16 protein-coding genes and 1 pseudogene are annotated in these 21,190 nt (G+C 55.8%); 10 read left to right on the top strand and 7 right to left on the bottom strand.

What is annotated here, in order from left to right; genetic code table 11:
* Window positions 1-1,512, top strand: a 1,512-nt coding sequence (locus ACFQEY_RS05060) for a hypothetical protein (protein WP_379765323.1), incomplete at its 5' end; no start/stop codon positions are given.
* Window positions 1,513-1,904: 392 nt separating this feature from the next.
* Here the strand turns inward: ACFQEY_RS05060 and ACFQEY_RS05055 are convergent.
* Window positions 1,905-3,581 (bottom strand): transposase, encoded by a 1,677-nt coding sequence (locus ACFQEY_RS05055; RefSeq protein WP_095638106.1) that lies wholly within the window; start codon window positions 3,579-3,581, stop codon window positions 1,905-1,907.
* Window positions 3,582-3,735: 154 nt separating this feature from the next.
* Here ACFQEY_RS05055 and ACFQEY_RS05050 point away from each other — a divergent pair, with 154 nt between their 5' ends.
* Entirely contained in the window at window positions 3,736-4,728 is a 993-nt protein-coding gene (locus ACFQEY_RS05050; RefSeq protein ID WP_144927967.1) for a DUF8137 family protein, read from the top strand.
* Between the two features lie 476 nt (window positions 4,729-5,204).
* Complete coding sequence (locus ACFQEY_RS05045; RefSeq protein ID WP_144927964.1) at window positions 5,205-5,522, top strand: hypothetical protein; 318 nt, start codon at window positions 5,205-5,207, stop codon at window positions 5,520-5,522.
* 280 nt (window positions 5,523-5,802) lie between these two features.
* Here ACFQEY_RS05045 and ACFQEY_RS05040 read toward each other — a convergent pair whose 3' ends face one another.
* Together ACFQEY_RS05040 and ACFQEY_RS05035 are read right to left on the bottom strand one after the other, a co-directional pair.
* On the bottom strand, window positions 5,803-6,810 hold the full coding sequence (locus ACFQEY_RS05040) for an IS110 family RNA-guided transposase (protein WP_379765318.1): 1,008 nt from the start codon (window positions 6,808-6,810) through the stop codon (window positions 5,803-5,805).
* 1,029 nt (window positions 6,811-7,839) lie between these two features.
* The gene (locus ACFQEY_RS05035) at window positions 7,840-9,075 is read right to left on the bottom strand and encodes an MFS transporter (protein WP_095638109.1); all 1,236 of its coding nucleotides are present in this window, start codon (window positions 9,073-9,075) and stop codon (window positions 7,840-7,842) included.
* 259 nt (window positions 9,076-9,334) lie between these two features.
* On the opposite strand from ACFQEY_RS05035, the gene ACFQEY_RS05030 reads away from it, so the two are divergent.
* The 3 genes from ACFQEY_RS05030 (at window position 9,335) to gdhB (ending at window position 13,774) form a co-directional block, all read left to right on the top strand.
* Window positions 9,335-12,217: a bacterio-opsin activator domain-containing protein gene (locus tag ACFQEY_RS05030; RefSeq protein WP_144927961.1), complete on the top strand. Its 2,883-nt coding sequence runs from the start codon at window positions 9,335-9,337 to the stop codon at window positions 12,215-12,217.
* Between the two features lie 109 nt (window positions 12,218-12,326).
* On the top strand, window positions 12,327-12,470 hold the full coding sequence (locus ACFQEY_RS05025) for a rubrerythrin-like domain-containing protein (RefSeq protein WP_137691468.1): 144 nt from the start codon (window positions 12,327-12,329) through the stop codon (window positions 12,468-12,470).
* Between the two features lie 2 nt (window positions 12,471-12,472).
* The gene (gdhB, locus tag ACFQEY_RS05020) at window positions 12,473-13,774 is read left to right on the top strand and encodes a glutamate dehydrogenase GdhB (protein WP_095638111.1); all 1,302 of its coding nucleotides are present in this window, start codon (window positions 12,473-12,475) and stop codon (window positions 13,772-13,774) included.
* Window positions 13,775-14,513: 739 nt separating this feature from the next.
* On the opposite strand, the gene ACFQEY_RS05015 is transcribed toward gdhB, so the two are convergent.
* Window positions 14,514-15,488 (bottom strand): deoxyhypusine synthase, encoded by a 975-nt coding sequence (locus tag ACFQEY_RS05015; protein WP_095638113.1) that lies wholly within the window; start codon window positions 15,486-15,488, stop codon window positions 14,514-14,516.
* A gap of 91 nt (window positions 15,489-15,579) precedes the next feature.
* Between ACFQEY_RS05015 and ACFQEY_RS05010 the strand changes: the two are divergent.
* Window positions 15,580-16,317: pseudogene (locus ACFQEY_RS05010) on the top strand (uroporphyrinogen-III synthase).
* A gap of 39 nt (window positions 16,318-16,356) precedes the next feature.
* Here ACFQEY_RS05010 and ACFQEY_RS05005 read toward each other — a convergent pair.
* Together ACFQEY_RS05005 and ACFQEY_RS05000 are read right to left on the bottom strand one after the other, a co-directional pair.
* Window positions 16,357-17,523, bottom strand: coding sequence for an MFS transporter (locus ACFQEY_RS05005; protein ID WP_095638114.1), 1,167 nt, complete (start codon window positions 17,521-17,523; stop codon window positions 16,357-16,359).
* A 457-nt stretch (window positions 17,524-17,980) separates the two neighbouring features.
* Entirely contained in the window at window positions 17,981-18,703 is a 723-nt protein-coding gene (locus tag ACFQEY_RS05000) for a glucose 1-dehydrogenase (RefSeq protein ID WP_241686139.1), read from the bottom strand.
* 209 nt (window positions 18,704-18,912) lie between these two features.
* On the opposite strand from ACFQEY_RS05000, the gene ACFQEY_RS04995 reads away from it, so the two are divergent.
* The 3 genes from ACFQEY_RS04995 to ACFQEY_RS04985 all read left to right on the top strand — a co-directional run bounded on the left by ACFQEY_RS04995 (window position 18,913) and on the right by ACFQEY_RS04985 (window position 20,034).
* Window positions 18,913-19,146, top strand: coding sequence for a hypothetical protein (locus tag ACFQEY_RS04995; RefSeq protein WP_095638115.1), 234 nt, complete (start codon window positions 18,913-18,915; stop codon window positions 19,144-19,146).
* A gap of 155 nt (window positions 19,147-19,301) precedes the next feature.
* Window positions 19,302-19,583, top strand: a complete 282-nt coding sequence (locus ACFQEY_RS04990; RefSeq protein ID WP_095638116.1) for a helix-turn-helix transcriptional regulator — start codon at window positions 19,302-19,304, stop codon at window positions 19,581-19,583.
* 106 nt (window positions 19,584-19,689) lie between these two features.
* Entirely contained in the window at window positions 19,690-20,034 is a 345-nt protein-coding gene (locus tag ACFQEY_RS04985) for a plastocyanin/azurin family copper-binding protein (RefSeq protein ID WP_233139251.1), read from the top strand.
* On the opposite strand, the gene ACFQEY_RS04980 is transcribed toward ACFQEY_RS04985, so the two are convergent.
* Window positions 19,991-21,175, bottom strand: a complete 1,185-nt coding sequence (locus tag ACFQEY_RS04980) for a tellurite resistance/C4-dicarboxylate transporter family protein (RefSeq protein WP_095638118.1) — start codon at window positions 21,173-21,175, stop codon at window positions 19,991-19,993. The genes ACFQEY_RS04985 and ACFQEY_RS04980 overlap by 44 nt on opposite strands.
* Window positions 21,176-21,190 lie beyond the last annotated feature (15 nt).

The raw sequence follows: 21,190 nt of genomic DNA, 5'->3' as shown, positions 1-21,190 counted from the left end.
GCAGGCCTTCAGCAAGGACACACCGGGAAAGACCTCAAATCACCTGACCAGAATCCGTCACCAGACGAGATAGAAGAGACACCGACTCCCCTCCATCATTACGTCGATGACCACGCACCGGACATCATTACATCCGCGTTGAACGATGTTTACCCAGCCTTCGATACTGGGAGACGGCACAACGTCGTCCACGAAGATCGGACGGTGTGGGAGCACCAAATCTTGATGAGCCTCTCTGACCGCGCAGGGACACGATCAGCGTTCCGCACGTTCAACAAATTCCGCACAAGGCCATTACACCACGATACGCATGTCCGCGCGGTGAAAAAACTTGGAACCCCGTCACCATACCAGTATACGTTCGACGACTACAGTGGGGAACACCGACCGACTCCGAACTGGCGACAAGTCGCAGACACGATTCAACCACAGTTCTCGAACGCGGTAGAGAATGTGCTTGATCACGTTCAAGTCGCAGACGAATTCACTGAACCAGTTGTAGCTGCAATTGATACGATCCGTGTCCCGGTCAGCGTCACCCCGTATAAGGGTGAAGCAGATGTCGAACCAGACGACCCAAAAGTAGTCTTCGATAATGGTGGTTCTCGCGTTCCGAAAGATAACTATCCGGAGATGATAAACGGGGGAGATAACAAACCGTACGGGTACGAGTACGCGACACTCACGATTGTTGGCAGGAATGATCCGATCGTGCTGGCTGTTGAGCCGGTCCGGCACGATTCAAGATGGGAACTTGAATCAGGCATGTCAGTCTCGTGGGCAGAGACCGTTGACCGACTCATGCAGCAAGCAACTGAACTCGTAGATATTCACCTTGTGATGGCAGACCGCGCGTTTGACACCCACGAAGTCGCGCACGTACTCGATCAGTACCACGACGTGAATTACTTGCTTCCGAAGACGAAGAACTCGAAGAATTTGAAGCAGGAAGTGGACGTTGTGAAGTATGACCCGTCGTTGAAGAGTCGGGTTCGCCCCGCGTCACTGTACTTGGACGGAAACCGGACACGATACGTAGAGACAGAGAGCGATGACACTGTTGGAGAGAACGACTATAGTCATGATGTGAACTTCATGTACGTTCCAGCAGACAGCGACGACTGGGTTATCACTGAGACGGAAGACGTGGAATACACGGTATTCGTGACAAACCGAGATGACGTGTCTCCGATGGACGCGTTAGGATTTACCGACCGATATTCGAAACGGTGGGACATTGAAATCGAGTATAAGATGATTCAGCCGCTTATCCCATCAATCGCGTCGAAAGACTACCGAATGCGATATTTCTCGTTCGTGTTCAGCTGTCTGTTGTATAATCTGTGGCGGCTGACGAATCACTCGTTGAAGCGACTCGCGTCAGAGGTGTTCGATGAGTATGGGAGATCGAAGTTCGATGAGCGATTAGACCCGCTGTTGCCGATGCCTGATTTCTTGGCATCAGCGTTGGTGTTGATGTTCCGCGATGGTGAGATTGATCCACCTGACTGACGAGCACTGATTTGTTCACCGTTGATTGAGTGCGGCTAGCGACGCGTATTTGTTTTTCGCCGGTAATTCCGCCATTACCTACCAGTTTTAAATCATATTTTCGTGAACGGGCAGTGCAGATCTCTGCTGAGAGCTGATATCGGTTCGAACCAGCAAATTATACCGCTATGTGTTTGTACGAGTTCTACCCTCCGAACTTGTGAAGTTGAGACTACGGCGGCTATAGCACCGCTGGTATGCACGATATCAGCCGAACCACCGAACTTGACACGGTTCACACTCGGGCCGGGACACCACTTCCAGTTAGTATCCCAACTAGAACTGCGTATTTGAAGAGATCAGAACAGCGCTGCCGCTCGTTACTCCTGTTCTCACTGGCTCAATATCGGCGATTACCCGACTCCAGTTTCCTTCTTCAACAGTGTGAGCGTATTGTCCGCAGTCACAATCGGGGAATGCTCGTACTCACCCGTCAACTCGACTTGCACGAGGAGGTCGACGGCCCGCCAGATTGAGTACAGCAGACAGGCGAACGCGAAGTAGAAGAATCGCAGTACGAAGTTCTTCGAGGTTGTCGCGGCCATGAACCGCTTAATGCTCCGGTAGCCGCTCTCGATCTCCCAGCGATAGCCGTACTCACTCAGCAGTCCCACATTACCGTTGCACATGAACACCGAATACTGCCGGTGGTCAGTGTGTTCAGAATTCTCGTTTCGACGGTACACGAGCGTCGTCTGGTGCCACTCATTCTTGCCCAAGTGGAGCTTACGGTCGTTCACGTATCGATCTGTCTCACTCTTCAAGAGTCGTTTCGCCTGGGCTCTCTCGCTCGTGTGCATCCGCTTTGGGACGACGTACGTGAGCCCGCGTTGGCTAATCATCTCCAAGACGTGTTGGCTGTCGAATTCTCTGTCCATCAGCACGCTGTCGACGTGGACGAGGTCCTCAGCCGAGTCAAGTAGATCCTCGACAATTTCCAGCCGACTCTCGCCACGCCGCACCGGCCTTGCGTCTAAGACAATCGGGACCGCATTACCGACGAGCTGGACGGTCGCCCACTGATAGGCGTATTCGTCGGTCTTCTCTTTTGTCCCGATGATCTCATCCTCGTGACCTGTTCTATCACCGGTGAAGGGCTCAGCTTCAGTGATGTCGATGGCCACGATTCCGGCTCGGAAGAACTGCTCTGTCTCCGCGACTTCATCCAATAGCCGTTTCACGGCCTGACGGTACATCTCACGAATCTCCGCTATCGAGAGGTCACGAATCTGATCACGATGGGCGTGCCCCAGAGGTGTCCGACTACGCGTCGACTCGTAGATGAAGCTCCGAGCCCCCTCATTGGCAGCTAAGTTCTCGCGGAGGCCGAGATAGGTCTGTAAGTCCCAGTAGGCATTCTCGTGGATCTCACAGCCCTCTCCGCGATCCATCGAGAACGCCGGGAAGACAACGCGACTGACGTGATCCGTGATCGTTCCCGCCTGTTCCAGCACGGTCTGCTCGTCCGGATCGGAGTCTCCGGTACTGTCTCCTCGCTGAGGGAGCGTCCTGTCCGGGTCACGCGGAACGCTCACACCCGCGTTTTGGGCATTGATCAGGGCCGTCCGGGCAGCCGTCTCAACCGTCTCGCGTAACTCACCCGTGAAGCGCTCGTGCCAGCTACGCCAGAGCGTCGACTGATTCGGAACGCTCTCGAGTCCGAGTTGCTCACGCAATTCAGGGTGGCACTCGAGGAATTCGACGAGTGCTGTCTCGTGGTCCCATCCGTGGAGTTCTTTCAACATGAACACTCGAAAGAGGGTGTCCATCTCGTAGCTCGTCGATCCCGCATAGCGGTCATGGGTCTCGAATTTGAAGTAAGCGAGCGGCAGCGAACAGACGAACTTTTCGACCGAGTTGTGGCACTCGTGGCAGAACCACGTCTCCGAAATCGTCCGAACATCTGATTCCAGTCCCGCGAGCGACGTTCGGTCATACAGTGGTGTCGAATCATACGCCGGCCACTCAACGTACGATCGCTGAGCGATACGTCGAAAGATCGTTCGACGAGACTCGGGAGTCGAAGCCACTACGAGATACTGACTCGGACACGCAGAAGTCCTCGTCCATCTCGATAAGAGACATCGAGATTGGGGAAGGTCGGTACTCGCTAGGGGAGAGAGATTAGTTCCGCAATCCGGTTCCAGGGGGAACACATTTCCTCCACATGCCTCTAGTCGGACTATGGCTCACGAGTGCGACGATTGCGGGGAGTCGTTCGAGACACTCACTCATCTCCGACTTCACGACTGTGGCGATGTCCAATCGGACACGTTCTCGGCCTCGACCGATTCGGGGAGGTCTAAATCTGACTCATCTCCAAGCCAAAAACGGAACAAAGAGGTTGCCGAACTCGATAACCTGCTTGATCGTTTCTCCGACGGTGACGTGGATGCCCTACACTACGCAGTCGTCGAATTCGAAGCAGCACTCTCGACTGCAGTCGAGGAAGACAGCAGTGGAGATACGTTTCGGGACGTCTTCTGGCCATACTACGAGCGCGTCAGCAACGAACTCGACGATGCAACGAGAGTACACGGTTGGCCATTCCTTGCGGATGTAATCGATGCGCATGAGCCCACTGAGAAGGCCGAATTTCCGCTCGTCACGCCCACAATAGCAAACGCTGTCGGGCGATATCTTATTCGAACGCGGATAACCGATGGTGTCGAGGCGATTCCGGTCAAGGCACTCGAATATCTGAACACTGTCGCGGTCAACGCTCCCGAAAGCGACGATGTCGCACGCGAGGAAGTCCATGCTTATGGGTGGGGAATCGGACATCCAAACCACTCAGTCGTCGACCAGCTCCACGCCCGTACGACGGAGGACATCTTCTCCGTCAGCCCAACAGTCGAACACGCCTTCTACGCTGACCAGTACGCTGCCGTCGACCTGCTCGAACAGCTGGTACGAGACGAATCGATCAATGGGACGCTCCCTCGCGTCACCCGTGACGATATGCCATATCGTCGCTACCTGCTCGACTGCGTCTACGGACTGAAAACAGACAGCCACTGGCCGGGGATGCCACGGTACTACGACTGGTACGATGAGTTGGATTACGCCTTCGAACTCGACGAGACAGTCGAACAGCGTATCCGAGACCTCGTCGAAGAGATGGGCTTCGATGCCGATCTCTCGAATGACTGGACGTTCCGCGATCTCGGTATTTGAGGGAATTAACAGTACGCTTTCCCCGCCGCCCGACATACTGGCTGGTAATGCCGTTCAGCGTCACGTAGCACGTGTTCTTCAAGCAATAAGAACTCCTGGCTCTGATAGGATGAAAGCCTGCTAAGTCCTCAGAGTGCGTAAATAGGTACTGGGGTGGTCAAAGGCCGATGATTCAACAGCGTTTCAGAACGCGTGGCTCTGATTGGCCTACGTGCCAAGGAAGCACCATCATGGGAGGTCGAATAGGTGTTGCTCCATTTACGCACACACCACCCATCAGCGCAGCAGCAGCTCGTACCGATCTGCTAGGTGCTTGACCGCATGGAGGAATTTGATCCACAAGAAGTGGCTCTGTTGAAATCCTCAACAAATGATATATTCTGGCCCGGTTGCGGTCAACACAGGGAGTTAACCTACCTAAAGCCGACCGATTTTCTCGGGTGTAAGTATTTGTCGGAGCACTATGGATTATTCATATGGCGATGTCCTCCAAGACCCTCAATGTGGGATTGCGTGATGTCGGTTTCTCCCTCCTGTGTATCGTGTCGGTCGCCGCGATACTGCCCGTACAATTCGTCTCACTGATCGTCTTCGATACCATCGGACTCGACCAATTCATTCCCAGTACAGTGATTTATACGGTGGTGCCTGCTGTAGTGGTGACTGCTATTCCGGCAATCGTGGCCGCTCGTCAAAACAACCGTCGGGGTTCGCAGGTGATTACGGCGGTAGTGTTCATCGCCGCGATCCTCGCCTCTATCCTCGTGTGGAGCGGGTTCTTCGTCATCGGATAGCGACGAAACACACGCAGCTCTCACCAACCGGCTGTTTCAGCCTATCGTATCTCTGAAGAATGTGGGTTCAACACCTATGAAAGCCTGCTAGCGCAACAAACCACGTCTGCGATACTATATTTTTCGCCGAGATCGATCCGAGCTTAGTCACGAGAGAGAAACCACACGCAGGCACGGAGATGGCTCAGGAACCAGCCGGCAGGCGGTCAGAACGTGAACGCGTTAGCTGTAGCTCACACCCGCTGCGATCGGCCGATGAGGGCCGCCGAGCCGGCGGCCCTCAGGCACTCACCTCTGGTGGATCGTACACCTCCGTGCGATCAAGCATATGAAAGATCGACACGAGCAGTTTTCGCGCTGTTGCGACAATCGCTATCTGATGGTTCTTCCGCTGTTTCAGTCGTGCGTAGAACCGTCCAAGATACGGATCGTTACACCGGTGAACCGCCGTTTGAACACACTGAACGAGGATCCAGCGTAAGTCTCCACTTCCCCGCTTCGAGATCGATCCTTCCGTCCGCGAGTCCCCTGACTCGCGGACGACCGGATCCAATCCTGCGTAACTCACTACTTGCTTTGCTTCGTCAAATCGGTCGATCTCACCGATCTCCGAGGTGATCAGCAACGACGAGTAGAAACTCACGCCCGGAATCGTCATCAACAGCTGCGTCTCCTCGAGAGACGCAGCGGTTTCCTCGATCAACGTTTCGAGTTCTTCTATCTGAGCAGTTAGCTCGTCGATGATCGAGAGGAACGACTCCATCAACTGATCACCGACCACACCGAGCGAGAAATCCTCGCCGGCGAGGATTTCTCGCCCGTTCACGCTGAACGGATCCCAGTCGTAGGTGATCCCGTGTTTGTCGAGTAGGGCGTGGACTTCGTTTTTGAAGTCCGTACGCTTTTCGACAAGTCTCTTCCGGCCGCGCACAAGTGCGCGGCGCTCTCGGAGCTCTTCGGACGGGACGTAACTCTCAGCGATCATGCCGGCTCGGCGAAGTTGCGCGAGCAACTTCGCGTCGAGCCGGTCGTTTTTCACCTCAGCATAGCCGATCGCCTTGGTTTGTGTAGGATCTGCGACAACCACGTCGAGGTGTTCGTCGAGGGTGTCGTAGACTGTGTAGTAGTTGCTGGTTGCTTCGAGCGCCGCTTTGGCTCCAGCGTATTCTTCGGCAACGTCGTCGAGATTCGCGTTTGTGACGCGAATCTCTTCGACGACCTCGGCATCGTCGTCCAAAACAGCGACGTGCGACTCATCTTTATGAAGGTCGATTCCGAGGTAGTACATGGTTCCTCTGGAGTGGGAAGTGCGTGAAGGGAGCCACACCTATTCGGGCTCGCCGCCCGGATGCTGACGGCATCCGGGCGGCCTCCCATGATAGTGCGTCCTTGGCAGGTAGGCCAATCAGAGCCACGCGTTCTATGACGCTGTTGAATCATCGGCCTTTGACCACCCCAGTACCTCTTCACGCACGCTGGGGACTTAGCAGGCTTTCATCCCATCAGAGCCGGATATGTGGCTCTGTTGAAATCCTTTTCTTCAGATATGTTCTCGTCTGAGATAGCCGGTTACTGAATAGTGTTTCTTGATCTTGTGCGGGAGTAGGTGTAGTACGTCGCTCAGTGTGATGGCGTGGGGATTTATAAGTCAGATCACCGTGTTGCTGTCGGCTGTTTATAAGCGGTCGACGCTGCTGCGGTGAGGGCCTTCAAATCCCCAGTCGCGAGGCGGGCGCACGCTCGCTGCGCTCCTCACTCGGTCGCTACCGCTCCCTCGTTGCGGTGCTTACGTCGCCTGCGCCCGCCTCGCGACTGCCCCTTTGAGTCCCGCCCCGCACAGCACCGCACAGCACCGCACAGCACCGCACAGCACCTCACGCCTCCCCAGCCTCGCCGCTCGCGCCTTTATGGGCGCTCGCGGCGTCCCTCGAGGGCTGGCTCGCGGCCGCCGCTTCCCTCCGGCCGCTCGGAGGCGCGCCACCGCACCGCCTGCCATTTATAATCGACCGTCGGCGCCGCTAGCGACTATTTAAATACCGAATCGCTACTACCGATCTGCGATACTCACTTCCGCAATCGCTCGTCGCTACGTCTGTACTGAGCGATTCATGAGTCCCCTGTACTGAGCGATTGAGGATGAAAAACTATCAACTTCAGAGGGTTTCAACCTACACGTCAAAACGGCGCCACCGACGTACCGACGTTCATCACCGAGAGCCGAACTGTCGCAGAATCCTTTCCAGTTGAAGAGCACCAACAGCTGTTCAGCGCCGAGTACCACGACTTGACAGCGTGAAAGACAGTTGCTGAACCCTTTCTACGAGTAACCTGGCTCTGGAGCTCGCCATGCAACCACGATTCCACAGATAGCGACGACTCCAGCGAGTAGAAATGCCGTATCGAACCCCGCTCGGTCGACAACAACGCCGCCTACAATCGGGGCAAGGAACGCCCCCGCTAACCCGACACTCGTCTGGAACGCGACGGCTGTCGCAGCGACTCTTGAATCGACGACTTCCCGGACATACGTGAAAGACAGCCCCAGCGTAAGCTGAACCGCGAACCCGGTGAGCAGCAGGAGCGCAACGAGTAATGGAAGTGACCGAAACTGAGTGAACACCAATACGAGCGGAGCAGCAGCTGCGAAGGACCCGAAAACGATGGGTTGGCGGCGACCACCGAAGACGCGGTCAGACAGGAGGCCACTACTGATTCTAGAGACGACCCCGATTGCGGGGAACACTGCCACCAGGAGTCCACTCACAGCGAGTGACAGGCCAAGCTCGGTCGTGAGATACGACGCGCCCCAGCTATTCACGAACAAGTACAGCGAATAGCCGAGAAACCCGAGCAATCCGACAGACCAGACCTCCCGGTTCCGAAGAACTGCACCAAACTCCTGAACCGAGGGGGCATCTCCCTGACTCGTCCCGATCCCTCGACTTGCTGGCCAGAATACGATGAGACCCATGACTGTGAGCCCCGTGAACGCAATAAAGATTGTAGGCCACCCGAATCGATGCGCAATGAGTGGCCCGGTTCCTTGACCGAGCGCGAATCCGATCGGGCCACTTGCGGTGAAAATGCCGACAGCGGTTGCTCGATTCCCGCTAGTCGCTGCTCGACTCACGATATCGATGCCAGCGTTCCACACGACGACGTAGGCGACCCCCCCAAGCGCTCGCGACGCAATCACTGATCGGTAGTTCCCTTGCCGTCCAGCGATCCATCCCCACGTTCCGGCGACAAGTAGTGTGAGAACGGCGAGTGCCATCACGTTTCTAGAGTCTGTCCGGTCAAGCACCGCACCAACTGGAAGGCTTGCAATCACTGCAGTACCGAACATGACTCCAACGAGGAAGCCTGCGATTGTTGGCCCGATACCCAGCGAGTCACGAATAAGCGGGGAGACGCTCGCGGGCACAATCTCGTAGGCTGCCAACCCTGTCGAGATGAGGCTCGCGCCGGCGACGATACCCCACGTTGACTGATGTTTCTGGTGTGGATCGCTATTAGTGGGTTCTTGATGCTGGGGGGTCGGTTGGGTAGTCATTACTCGAGAATGTGGACGGACGGTGAACCACGGAAATCGGGTATCGACAGGTGCCTGTAACGAATTCTGACGATAGTGTATCCATGTTATGTATCTCTCCGCATACCTTTAAGGGTTAGATGGTAAATCCTTTTATTCTCTTACTGTTAGATGGTTAACCACCAATGTACATTCATTCTGGCCTAGGCCAGCAGCAGAATTGGGGACGAATTCGAACCGGGCTCGAGGGAAGCGTTCCCTGTATTCAACTGATCGAATAATGGTCGCTTCTCAATTAGTCCTCAATTCGTCGACGGTACTACTCGTCGGAACAAATAACTGGCTCACGCAATTCGCTGTTACGCTTGAGACACGGACTGACGCGACTGTACATACAGTTGGAACCAAGGCGGAAGCGAGTGATATAGTCCGAAATCGGACCATTGACTGTCTCATCACCGGAGACACGCTCGAAGGGGCAACAGGGCTGGAACTCCTCAAGGAGATCCGCACCGAAACCACGACGCTCCCGGTCGTACTTTGTACCGCCGCTGGGAGCGAAGCTATTGCCAGCGACGCTATCAAGGCTGGTGTCACGGATTACATCGTGCTCACGGAGCCGGTAGAAGAGATGACCGACGAACTCATCGAACGAACCGAGCGTGCCGTCCGATCCGCACGGCGGACAGCCACGCGATGGGACCGGGCCAGACAGTTCGACGCCATATTCAACGATTCGCGGACCGCGACGTGGGTGCTCGATCCTGCTGGCTCACTTGCGCGTGTGAACAAGACAGCACGGGAAATGAGCGATGTGGATGTTGAAACGATCGTCGGTGAACCGTTCTGGACGCTTCCGTGGTGGGCAAAGACCGGTACGAAGAGCACGGACGTACAACAAATCGTGGAGAACGCGTTCGATGGGAGATTCGGCAACGCGGTCGTCACACAGCCGCCACACGTCGAGGATCCACGCGTCATCGATCTCTCCGTGCGTCCAGTCGAGAACGAGCGTGGAGATCTCGTTTCAATCGTCGTTGAGGGCGTAGACATCACCGAGCGCGTCGATCTCGAACGCGACCTCCGACAATCAGAGGAGCTCCACCGCGTCACGCTCAACAACATGACCGATACCGTCCTCATCACGAACGAGGCCGGCGAGTACACCTATGTTTGTCCCAACGTCCACTTCATCTTCGGCTACACGGCCGACGAGATTCACGAGCAAGGGACGATCGACAACCTCCTCGGTACGGACCTCTTCGACTGTGAGGAGCTCACAGAAGACGGCGTGCTTAAGAACATCGAGACGACCGCGACGGACAAAGCGGGTCGTGAGCACACGCTTCTGATCAACGTTCGCGAGGTCTCGATTCAAGACGGGACGCTTCTCTTCAGCTGTCGGGATATCACGAAACGTAAGCAACGCGAGGAGGCGCTTGCGACCCTCCAAGAGACCGCCCGTGATTTTCTGTACGCCGAAACGCATCAGGAAATCGCCCAGCATGTCGTCGACGACACACCTGTCGTCCTCGATCTGGATGCAAGTGCGTTCTATCTCTTTGATGCTGATGCCAACGAGCTTCGACCCACAGCGCACTCGGCGACGATGAAAGAACTCAACGGTCCGCTCCCCACCGTACACGCCGACGGCGAAACACTTCCGGGTTACAGTTTCGTCGAGGACGAAGCGCTGTTTTTTGACGATGTTCATGAGGCAGACCGGCTCGAAAACCGGGTGACTGACCTCCGCAGTACAGCCTACATTCCACTCGGTAACCACGGCGTGTTCGTCGCTGGCTCGGACCGAGTCGGCGTCTTCGACGACGTAACCCGGGAACTGGCTGATCTTCTCGCTGCAACCGCCGAGGCAGCCCTTGACCGCGTCACACGCGAGTCCCGACTTCGAAAGCAAGATCGCACACTACAGGAACAAAACGAACAGCTGACCGAGCTGAATCGGATCAACGAGACAATCCGGGAGATCGATCAAGCTCTCGTGCAAGCGGAAACACGGGAGGAAATCGACCATACTGTCTGTGAGCTGTTGACCGGCGAGAACCGATTCCAATTCGCCTGGATCGGGACGATTGACCGGATAACTGACTCCGTCGAACCACGGGCTTGGGCAGGCAGCGAACAGGGATATCTGGATAGCCAAGCATTCGCTATCGACGCATCAGCTGGGGAGCCAGCCGGGCAAACCGCGGCCACTGGCGACGTGACGATAGTGACGAACGTCGCCGCTGGTCTCCGCGACGAGCCGTGGCGGAAGGCCGCACTGGCTCGTGACTACCTCTCTGTATTGAGCATCCCTCTCGTGTACAACGACCTTACGCACGGCGTGTTGACTGTCTACGCACCGACCCAGGACGCGTTCGACGACACGACGAAGGCTGTCCTCGCTGAACTCGGCGAAACTATCGCGTCTGCGCTCAGTGCTATTGAACGAAAGAATGCACTGCTCACGACATCGGTGACGCGGGTCGAATTCGGCATCGATGATCCTGCGTTTATCCTTTCACGGCTCGCTCGAGACGCAGCGTGTACACTCTCGTATCGAGGTGGAGTCCAACAATCCACAGAGGGAAGTTACGTGTTTGTGACTGTCGACGACGGAGCAGTAACTGACGTTGTAGACGCCGCCTCGCAGTTGGTCGGGATTGACGACGTACAACAGATTAGTACGGATGGTGAGGGGAGTGTGCTCCGGTTGCGGCTTACCCAACCGTTTCTCGCTCTCGAGCTGGCCGATCATGGTGCTGTCTTCCACGAGGCAACCGCCGACCCGACATCCACAAGCCTCGTCATCGATATTCCGGACAGTATCGATGTCCGGACCATCACCCAACTCGTCCGAGAGACGTTCTCCACCGTCGAACTCCGTTCGAAGCAGACGCTGGATCAGTCCATGGAACGCGACTTGTACTCGAAGTTCCTCGAGAAACTGACCTCACGGCAACTCGAGGTGATCCAGACGGCATACTACAGCGGGTTCTTCGAGTCACCACGCGAGAACACAGGCGAAGATGTTGCGGAGACACTCGGAATCTCCCCTCCAGCATTTTATAAACACTCTCGGACTGTCCAGCGCAAACTGTTCGAAACGCTCTTCGAGGAGCACAATATCTCAATTTCGGGAATCGAAGAGTTCAATAACTAACTCCAAATTTCAGAGGGTGTTTGGTGGTTAACAGCTGAATATTCCCTTATACACTTATTACACGTACATAGAGTGCCCTATATTACCGGCTGGCACTCGTGAACCCACTATGATAGATGTCGACCCTGAATCAGACGAAAAAACCCCGTACGAGTGCTTCGAGTGTGGCAGCATCATCATCGCAGAAGACAGCCCAGGCCAATGTCCCGACTGTGGCGGCCCGATGCGAAACCGGCGAATGTCACTTGAATAATTATGGCATCAAAATCTGAGAGCACCCACAACGGATCGGACGACGAGGCGGCAGAACCAATCGAGCCTGAGTCGGCACTCGAGACCGCCCGCCGTCAGTTGGATCATGCTGCCAGTCACTTGGATATCGACCCCAGTATCGTCGAACGGCTCAGATATCCGAAGAAAGTCCACGAAGTAACAGTCCCAGTCGAACGCGATGACGGTACGGTCGATGTGTTCACCGGCTACCGAGCTCAACACGACAGTGTCAGAGGCCCGTTTAAAGGAGGGCTCCGGTATCACCCCGAGGTGAGTAGAGACGAGTGTGTCGGACTCGGCATGTGGATGACCTGGAAGTGCGCTGTTATGGATCTCCCGTTCGGGGGTGCCAAGGGTGGCGTCGCAGTCAACCCGAAAGAGTTGAGTTCGGGAGAAAAAGAGCGACTCACTCGTCGGTTTGCCCAGGAAATTCGCGATGTTATCGGACCGAATCGCGATATTCCCGCGCCGGATATGGGTACTGATCCACAGACGATGGCGTGGCTGATGGACGCGTACTCGATGCAGGAAGGTGAAACGATACCGGGAGTCGTCACCGGGAAGCCACCAGTCATCGGGGGGAGTGAAGGTCGTGAGGAAGCGCCTGGACGGAGTGTCGCGATCATCACCAAGCAGGCCTGCGAATATTATGGGAGCGATCTCGAGGGAACAACGGTCGCAATCCAGGGCTACGGGAGTGTCGGTGCGAACGCCGCCCGGCTGCTTGATGAGTGGGGAGCAATGGTCGTCGCAATCAGTGACGTGAACGGCGCAATGTACGACCCAGACGGGATCGAGACGGCGACCGTCCCGTCACACGACGAGGAGCCTGAAGCCGTCACGAAATACGCAGACGACGTGATCTCAAACGATGAGTTGCTCACACTCGATGTTGACGTACTCATCCCTGCCGCTCTCGGAAACGTGATCACCGAAGCAAATGCGAGTGCGATCGCCGCTGACCTCGTCGTTGAAGGCGCAAACGGTCCCACCACTTCGACGGCGAGTGCGATTCTCGCAGAGCGAGACATTGCAGTTATCCCCGATATTCTCGCTAATGCTGGCGGAGTCACGGTGAGCTACTTCGAGTGGCTCCAGGATATCAATCGCCGATCGTGGTCGCTCGAACGGGTGAACGACGAACTCGAAACGGAGATGCAAGCCGCTTGGCAGGCAGTCACAGACGAATACGAGCACCGCGATGTCACGTGGCGTGATGCAGCCTATATTGTTGCGCTCTCACGGATCGCTGAATCCCACGAGGTACGGGGGCTCTGGCCGTAGGGAGATGGACTATCGCCCACTCAGACGGATCCGACAGCCAACTACCCCGTTTGAACGGGGACTGTTTGGACTGTATCAACTCGTTAGCCCCGGGACTATCCTCATCACTATCTGCTTTATCGGATACGTCGTCATCGGCTTCAGTTTATCTTACGTCGGAATCTATGAACCAACGTACTCCGTTATGGGTTTCACTGATCCATTTTTCACGAGTTTGTCATTTCTAACAGGGCTCTTCATCAGTACGATGTCGGGGACGCTTGTGGCGCTCACGCTCTTGCTTAGTCCCAACGATTCGAAGGCTGATCTCGTTGTCGTGGTGAGTTTCATCGCTCTTGGATTTGGGGCCGCTACCATGCGAGTCACATTCGGAGCCGTCCAAGCATATTTCACTGAGATAGTAAGTAATCTTCTATAAAAACAATAAATAGTTTGAAATACGGAAGAAATTGGTTACTTGAATTGAGGCGCTAAGGCCCCTTCCTCAACGAGCAAGTGGAGCGAGCGAGTAGGGAAGGATTCAGCGCCGCACAAGTATCAAACACGTTAGACGCTCGGCCTACAGGCGCACCACCACCTTATTATATTGTTCTCAAGAACTGCTCAAGTGGATCCAGACACAGGGGCTTGCTACCGATGGCCGGTCGGTTCACTGTACAGGATACTGGTAAGTCCCATCCGTCTCGTGACTGATCACGCAACAAGCCGGCTGCGTGGTTCATGTTCGGGTGTATCATCTCTACTCGCTGAAAGCACCCGCCACGAGCAGTGGGAAGACGAGCGTCGCCTCTGCTTCGACCTGCGTATAATTTGTCCGGTCATCATCTTTGATCTTCCCCCACGATACTGCCTCGTTCGGGGGTGCGCCAGAGAGTGACCCATCCCCTTCCATACCGGTCGAGATATAGACGACGTAATCGGCCCCACCGCGGAACAAGTTCGTCATAATCGCGTGGTGTTTCGGCACGCCACCTCCAACTGCGATCAGACCCGTCGTATCGGCGAGCATTCCGTCCTCAATGAGCGAGTCGTAATCGTCGAGAATCTCGATTCCGACCTCCGAATCGTACCCCTGTCGGTAATAGTAGAGAAAATTCCCAACCTCGGAATCCGTCAGTGCCGGACAGTAGACGGGAACATCATTGTCCGCTGCTTGTTTCAGAACCGAATCCTGATCGTCGAGTGTCTCCCCTAACTCTCGGGCAAACGATGTCGGCGTCCGAACCTTTTCCTCAGCGAAGAACTCCTCGAAGAAGTCGTATAGGTACTCCTCCAACCAAACGTAACGGTTGGAAGGGACGAACAGATTCCCAAGACGGTTGATTCCCTGTTCCCGGAGAACTGCTTCATCCGCATCCCACTCTCCCATTTTGAACGGCTTCGCCGTTTTGATAACATCCTCCGCCAGCGATCCCGCGGTCGTGATAAGCACGTCGACGTACCCTTCACGAACGAGGTAGGCGACGACTTCACGCAATCCCGACGAAATGATATTCGACGTGCATGTGAGATAGATCGTGGCATCGGCGTCTTGCATTTGCTCGGCGATGTCGATGGCCTCTGCGAGTTGCGTCGCCTGAAAGCCCGTCGTTGCATACGCTTCCAGCATCTCCTGAAAATCGAATTCGCCACGGAAGTCGTAGCCCTGCACGTCTGGCGTGGTCAACTCTTCAGCACTTCCCGGAACAACGTGGTCGTGAGACTCCTCGTCCATACCGGCAATTAGCAGGATGCCGGTTTGAATCGTTCGAGACGGGTCGCCGATTCTCGATACACACAAGTCCAGCATCAGCTAACTGTTCAATATGTCCCAGCCGACGGTGGCTGTTCTCCGACCCGACGACAGCCGTATCGTTGAGGCGGTCGAGTATCTCCAGTCACTCGATGTATCCCCGATTCCAGACCCAATGCTGGCAATCACACCGACCGGTCAGGTTCCCCCAACATGCGGACTACTGTATCTTCACAAGCGAGACCGGTGTCGATCTAGCTGCGACAGCGGGATGGAAACAACGAGGCACCACTGTTTGTGCTGTCGGAGATCAGACTGCAACCGCATTATGCAATCGGGGCTATTCAGTCGATATCGTTCCATCGACGTTCACATCCACAGGACTCGTCGACGAGTTATCTACTGAAGTCGAGGGCCAAACCGTTGAACTTGCTCGGAGTGCACACGGCAGCGAAGTACTTGTTGAAGGACTGGAAGCAGCTGGTGGAATTGTCAGCGAAACAGCCTTATATCGCCTGAAACGACCGGAGACTGCGGGACAGTCGGTTTCACTTGCGGTAGACGGTAAGCTGGACGGTATACTGTTCACCTCGCCAAAGACGATAGAGCACTTCGTTCAAATTGCGACTGAACGTGACGCTGTCGCTGCACTCCAACGCGAGCTAGAGGAGACGATTGTTGGAGCGATAGGAGCACAACAAAACGTGCTGTCGACAAGCATGGGATCGCTGTTGATGTTATGCCGGATACAGTGGGGTTCACACAGCTTGCCGAGGTCACCGTACGTCGAATTCTGGATACCCACCAATGAACACATTCCGTCTCCAATCTGTTAGCTGACTTTGAGTGTTCACTGACGTCTCACCGTAAACCACGTTACTCCGATCAAGAAGGCAGCGGCACCAGACACTAACAGGGTTTGACGATAGCCGAACAGTGCTGCAGCCCCGACACTAAGCGGCGGACCGACCGTCGTGCCGAGTCTGAGAACACTTGTCCGAATACTCATAATGCTCCCGCGGAATTCGTCCGGTGCTCGTTCGTTGAGTGCCGTATCCGTAATCGGCTCTGCAAGTCCTTGACCAAGTCCGAATAGAAGGAGTGCACCAGCAACTACGTATATAGAGTCTGCGACGGCGACGCCGACGAGTCCGATCCCGTAACTCACGAATCCGAGCGCGATCGATTGGAAGCTCGTGAGCGACCGAAGCACGCGATCACCTTGCATTGCTGTCGCTCCCATCGTAACCGCGGGTAATCCCACGAGAAGGCCGATACTCGCTGATGAGAGGTGATATTCGTTGGCGAGCAGGAATGGAACGGCGGTGAGTTGCGCGCCGTAGAGGATGACGAAAATACCGAAGATAGCGAGATAGAGCACGACGAAGGGGGTCATCGATGTGGGTCCGGTGAGGAATGCACGGATACTCGAATTCGTATTGTTCTCGTCGCGCTGTGGCTCCTCGAGCAAGGTTATGCCGGGTACAGCGACGAGCAGCGCGAGGAGAAAACACGCGAAGGGAGCCGACCAAGCGACTGTCGCCAGCGCACCGCCGAGTAACGGATAGCCAGCAGCACCCACCGCGAGAATCGCCGCGTTGGTCCCAATTAGCACTCGTCGTTGTTCACCGGAATAGAGGTCGCCGAGGAGCGTGACCGTGAGCATCGCAATCGCACTACTCGCCGCCCCTTGGATGGCTCGCAGGACCAAGATCAGGGTGAAGTCGGAAATGAAGATGATACCGCCCCCACTGAGTCCGAAGACAACAAGCGCCGGGATTAGAATCGGTTTTCGACCGATGCGGTCAGTTAGCAGTCCAATCGGGAGAGTGAGAAAGATCCCGGGGAGCGTGAACGCCGACAGCAAGAGGCTGGCCTGTGCCTCCGAAATGTTCCATGCCTCCTGGACCGCTGGGAGTACAGGGCTGATGAGTGAGACACCCATGACAGCGACGAGCGTACTCGCGAAAATCACGGCTGTTGCTGGCGAGTTCCGGAGTTTCCGTATCCATTCCATTCGCTCTATTACTCTTTCGGTGAGCGCTCCCCGTAAGTCATCCGCTATGGGGGAGTGGTCGCCCTGAATCAGAACCGGAGGACGTTCACGGTGAGCCAATTATGTTCACAAGCCCAAAGACGCAGATTATTACAAACGGTGTAGGTGAAAGCCACGTGGTTTGACATCCAAGCAATTCACCACGGAGTGTGACTACACTGGGCATCGGACGTCCGGGAAGAAATTATCACCATGACTGAGCTCCTTGAGGAGACGTACGTTGCGGCGCTGCAGCGTGATTTCGTAGATGTTTCCCCGGAGGCATGCTCGTAGGTGTGGTTCGACGACCACCCTGCTGGTTTAGAACAACAACCGACGAAAACTACCCCTCAGTTAGCCCTCCGCCGGATCTCCTCGACGAGTTCAAACAGTTGCACGACGGACAGTACCGACTCTCGTGACCGGCTGGATCCGTCACTCACCGCTGCGTCTGGCCACCATCGACGGGAAGCGCGTGCCCAGTGACGAACGAAGCGTCGTCCGAGCAGAGCCACACGATCACGCTCGCCACTTCGGCGGGATCGGCCGGTCGACCCATCGGCACGCCGGCGGTGACTTCATCCTGCTCCTCGGGAGACATCGACTGGAGGGCACGTGTGTTAACGATTGTCGGACAGACTGCATTAACTCTGATACCGTCTGCGGCGAATTCGAGCGTGACCGACCGCGTGAGCCCGACAACGCCGTGTTTGCTCGCGCTGTAGGGCGTCCGACCGGGACTGCCCCGTATCCCGGCGTGTGAGGCAGTGTTGACGATAGCCCCGCCACCGGAGTCCAGAAGAGCCGGTATCTCATGTTTCAGCCCGAGCCACACGCCTTTCTGGGAGATGCTGGTGACGCGGTCCCAATCCTGCTCGGAGATGTCGGTTACTGGCGCGGGATCGGCTCCGGTGGCGACGTTGTTCACTGCGAAATCGAGGCGGCCATACTCTTCAAGCGCACGCTCAATCATCGCCTTGACCTCAGTGGAGTCGCTGACATCAGTGCGGACGAACGTTGCGTTCCCGCCGTCGTTTTCGATGCGGCTGACTGTCTCTCCGCCAGCCTCGTCGTCGATATCCACGACAACGACATCGGCTCCCTCGTCGGCGAATCGCTCCGCAGTCGCTCTGCCGATCCCCGACCCCGCACCCGCTACCAACGCGACACCGTCACTAAAGTTCCGCGAAATGCTGCTGAAAGACACCGTTTATAACCTTCGCCGGAGCGTCCGATACCCGTGAAATCCGCCACCGTGTACCGAAATTACAGAGTCGTGAAATCTAGTGAGAACACTGGAAAACCGGTGTGGAGGTGGGGGTCTGGCGATGATCCCAATGTCCTACTATCTGCGTTTCATAGGTACTGGCAATGGCGAATTCGCGGCGGCCCATCGCACCAGCTGAAGAAAATGTCCTCAATCATCTTGAGGCATATCTCGAAGAACTGGGCGATACCAACCCGCTTACGCGTGAGATAGCTATCACATACCTCGAAGATCACGGAATCAAGCCTGCCGACGGACGCGATATAATCAAACAGCTACTCCTGAAGGGGTATCTGTATGAGGTTGGTGACGAAATTCGGATTCCACCACGCTCGTGACGAGTTGGTACGTCTGTTGTCTATCAGACTCTTCTCTCTCTCTTATCGCTAGTTCACGCCTGTACCAAACACAACAGATCTTCCCCAGATGGTTCGTTACTTCCGATATACCAGAAATCGATAGTATTTCATGAATATAACTCGAGACGCGAACGATGTACGATCTCACTGGCTTTCAGCGCGATCTCCTGTATGTTATTGCCGGGCTTGAGGACCCACACGGGCTCGCAATCAAAGACGAACTCGAAGACTACTACGAAAAAGAGATCCATCACGGGCGGCTGTATCCAAATCTCGACACACTTGTCGAGAAGGGGCTGGTCGAAAAAAGTCAGCGTGATCGACGAACTAACGAGTATACCACCACTCGTCGAGGAACTCGAGAGATCGAGGCCCGAGTAGAGTGGGAAAACCAGTACATCGATCACGCAAACTGACACCCCATCCGTCTTTAGTTAATACTATCAGTAATACTCGGTAGCCGTGGTTTTCGCCCAAATACGGCCTAGCCACACCAGCTACGGCAATAGAAGGGCGTTTGTGATGGTTACTTATCGCTCGATCTCGCCAGTACTGGTGTCTCATCTGTATCTTCTCCCGCCTCTAATACTGACAAGCATACTTTTGAGAATTGTATCACTCTCAAGCTTAACTAAAGACGAATGGTCTGGCACCTATACGTACGTCTGTACACCGCATGAGGTGGTCGGCATGAAGGGTGCCATTCACGTAGAGTTATCTTCTCTCCGCCCTGATGACGAGGTCTTAGCCTTACTATTTCCAGCCGGCGAAAACGCTACGAGACCATCGGGTGACCGCTCTCTTCTACCCGAGATAGCGTCCGTCACACGGACTCCCGAGCCGGTTCCTCCGTCGGATCGATGCTGAAAAACACCCGTCCGAGTGCCCGTGCCATTCCGACAAGCGTCAGCGCCCACACCACCAGCGCAAACCAACTCCAGTACACAGGCACGACGGAAAGCAGTCCGAAGGTTCCAATCCCGGCGAGATTCAGCGTACACGCCGTGTACATCCCCATCGGGAACACCCGCCCCCACGCAGTCGGCGAGTACGTGTGAACCCCCCTACCGAATCCGAGCCGCAACCACGGGGCCACAATCACCCAAATTGGCGGTCGGCCGTCGACCCCATCGGTGAGGAACTTCCAGACGTCAATCGCGAGCAGCAGGGGGATCCACCAAGAGGCGATCGCCCACGCGAGGAACGTTACGCCGACTATCACTGGTGCATACGGTTCCCAGCCTTGAAACGCCACCAGCCCCGGGCCGAGCGTCGTCCCCGCGAGCGTCGTGATCGCCGCCGCGCCCATCGTGATCCAATACGGGCCGGTCCAATCGTCCGGGCGGATGGGGCCATCGAGGAGTCGATAGCTGACGACAGTAACGACGACGAAGTAGAGGACATACCCAGAGCCGAAGTAGCTCATGCTCAACAGGACGACTACGTTTCCGTACCCTGCCAGCGGTTCAGCAAGCAACCCGCCGAGGACTGCGAGCGACTGCATGCAGACGATCACGAGCAAGAAGGCGCCGTCGATCCGCTCGCTCACACCCGCCTTTCCCGTGCCGATGATCTCGGTTACAAACAGGTAGTACAGCAGCAGTGGCGTGGCGACGACGGTCACGCCCCACATCGCGGCCGCCACCGCGACAATATCGAAGAACAGCAGAAACTGAACCCCGATGGTATTCGTGGCAACAATGAAGGTCAGCGTGCCCCAGTGTCGGTCTCGGTTCCGTAGATCGGCGAGCGTGCGTTTGGGAAAGGCCGCAGCTCGAACTGCGAACAGCGCAAGCAACAACGCGTAACAGGCGACGTTGAACACCGCTAGCGGCCGCGCGATAATTGTGATACCCAGCTCGAAGAAGGAAATTGAGACGATCCCAGTCGACATGACGAATCCGAAGTATGCCGGGTCGAGTATCTTGAGAGCGCTACCGAGAGAGGCAGCGAGTGTCTCCCTGTTAACAGAGGTAGACCGGTCGTCGATTCCGGATGAATTGGTCATTTCAGTCGCTCAAAG

Source organism: Halorubrum trueperi, from assembly GCF_042662525.1.
GTDB classification, from domain to species: Archaea; Halobacteriota; Halobacteria; order Halobacteriales; family Haloferacaceae; genus Halorubrum; species Halorubrum trueperi.
Note: the sequence above shows the minus strand (reverse complement) of the source record. Positions and strands in the feature narration are given on the sequence as shown.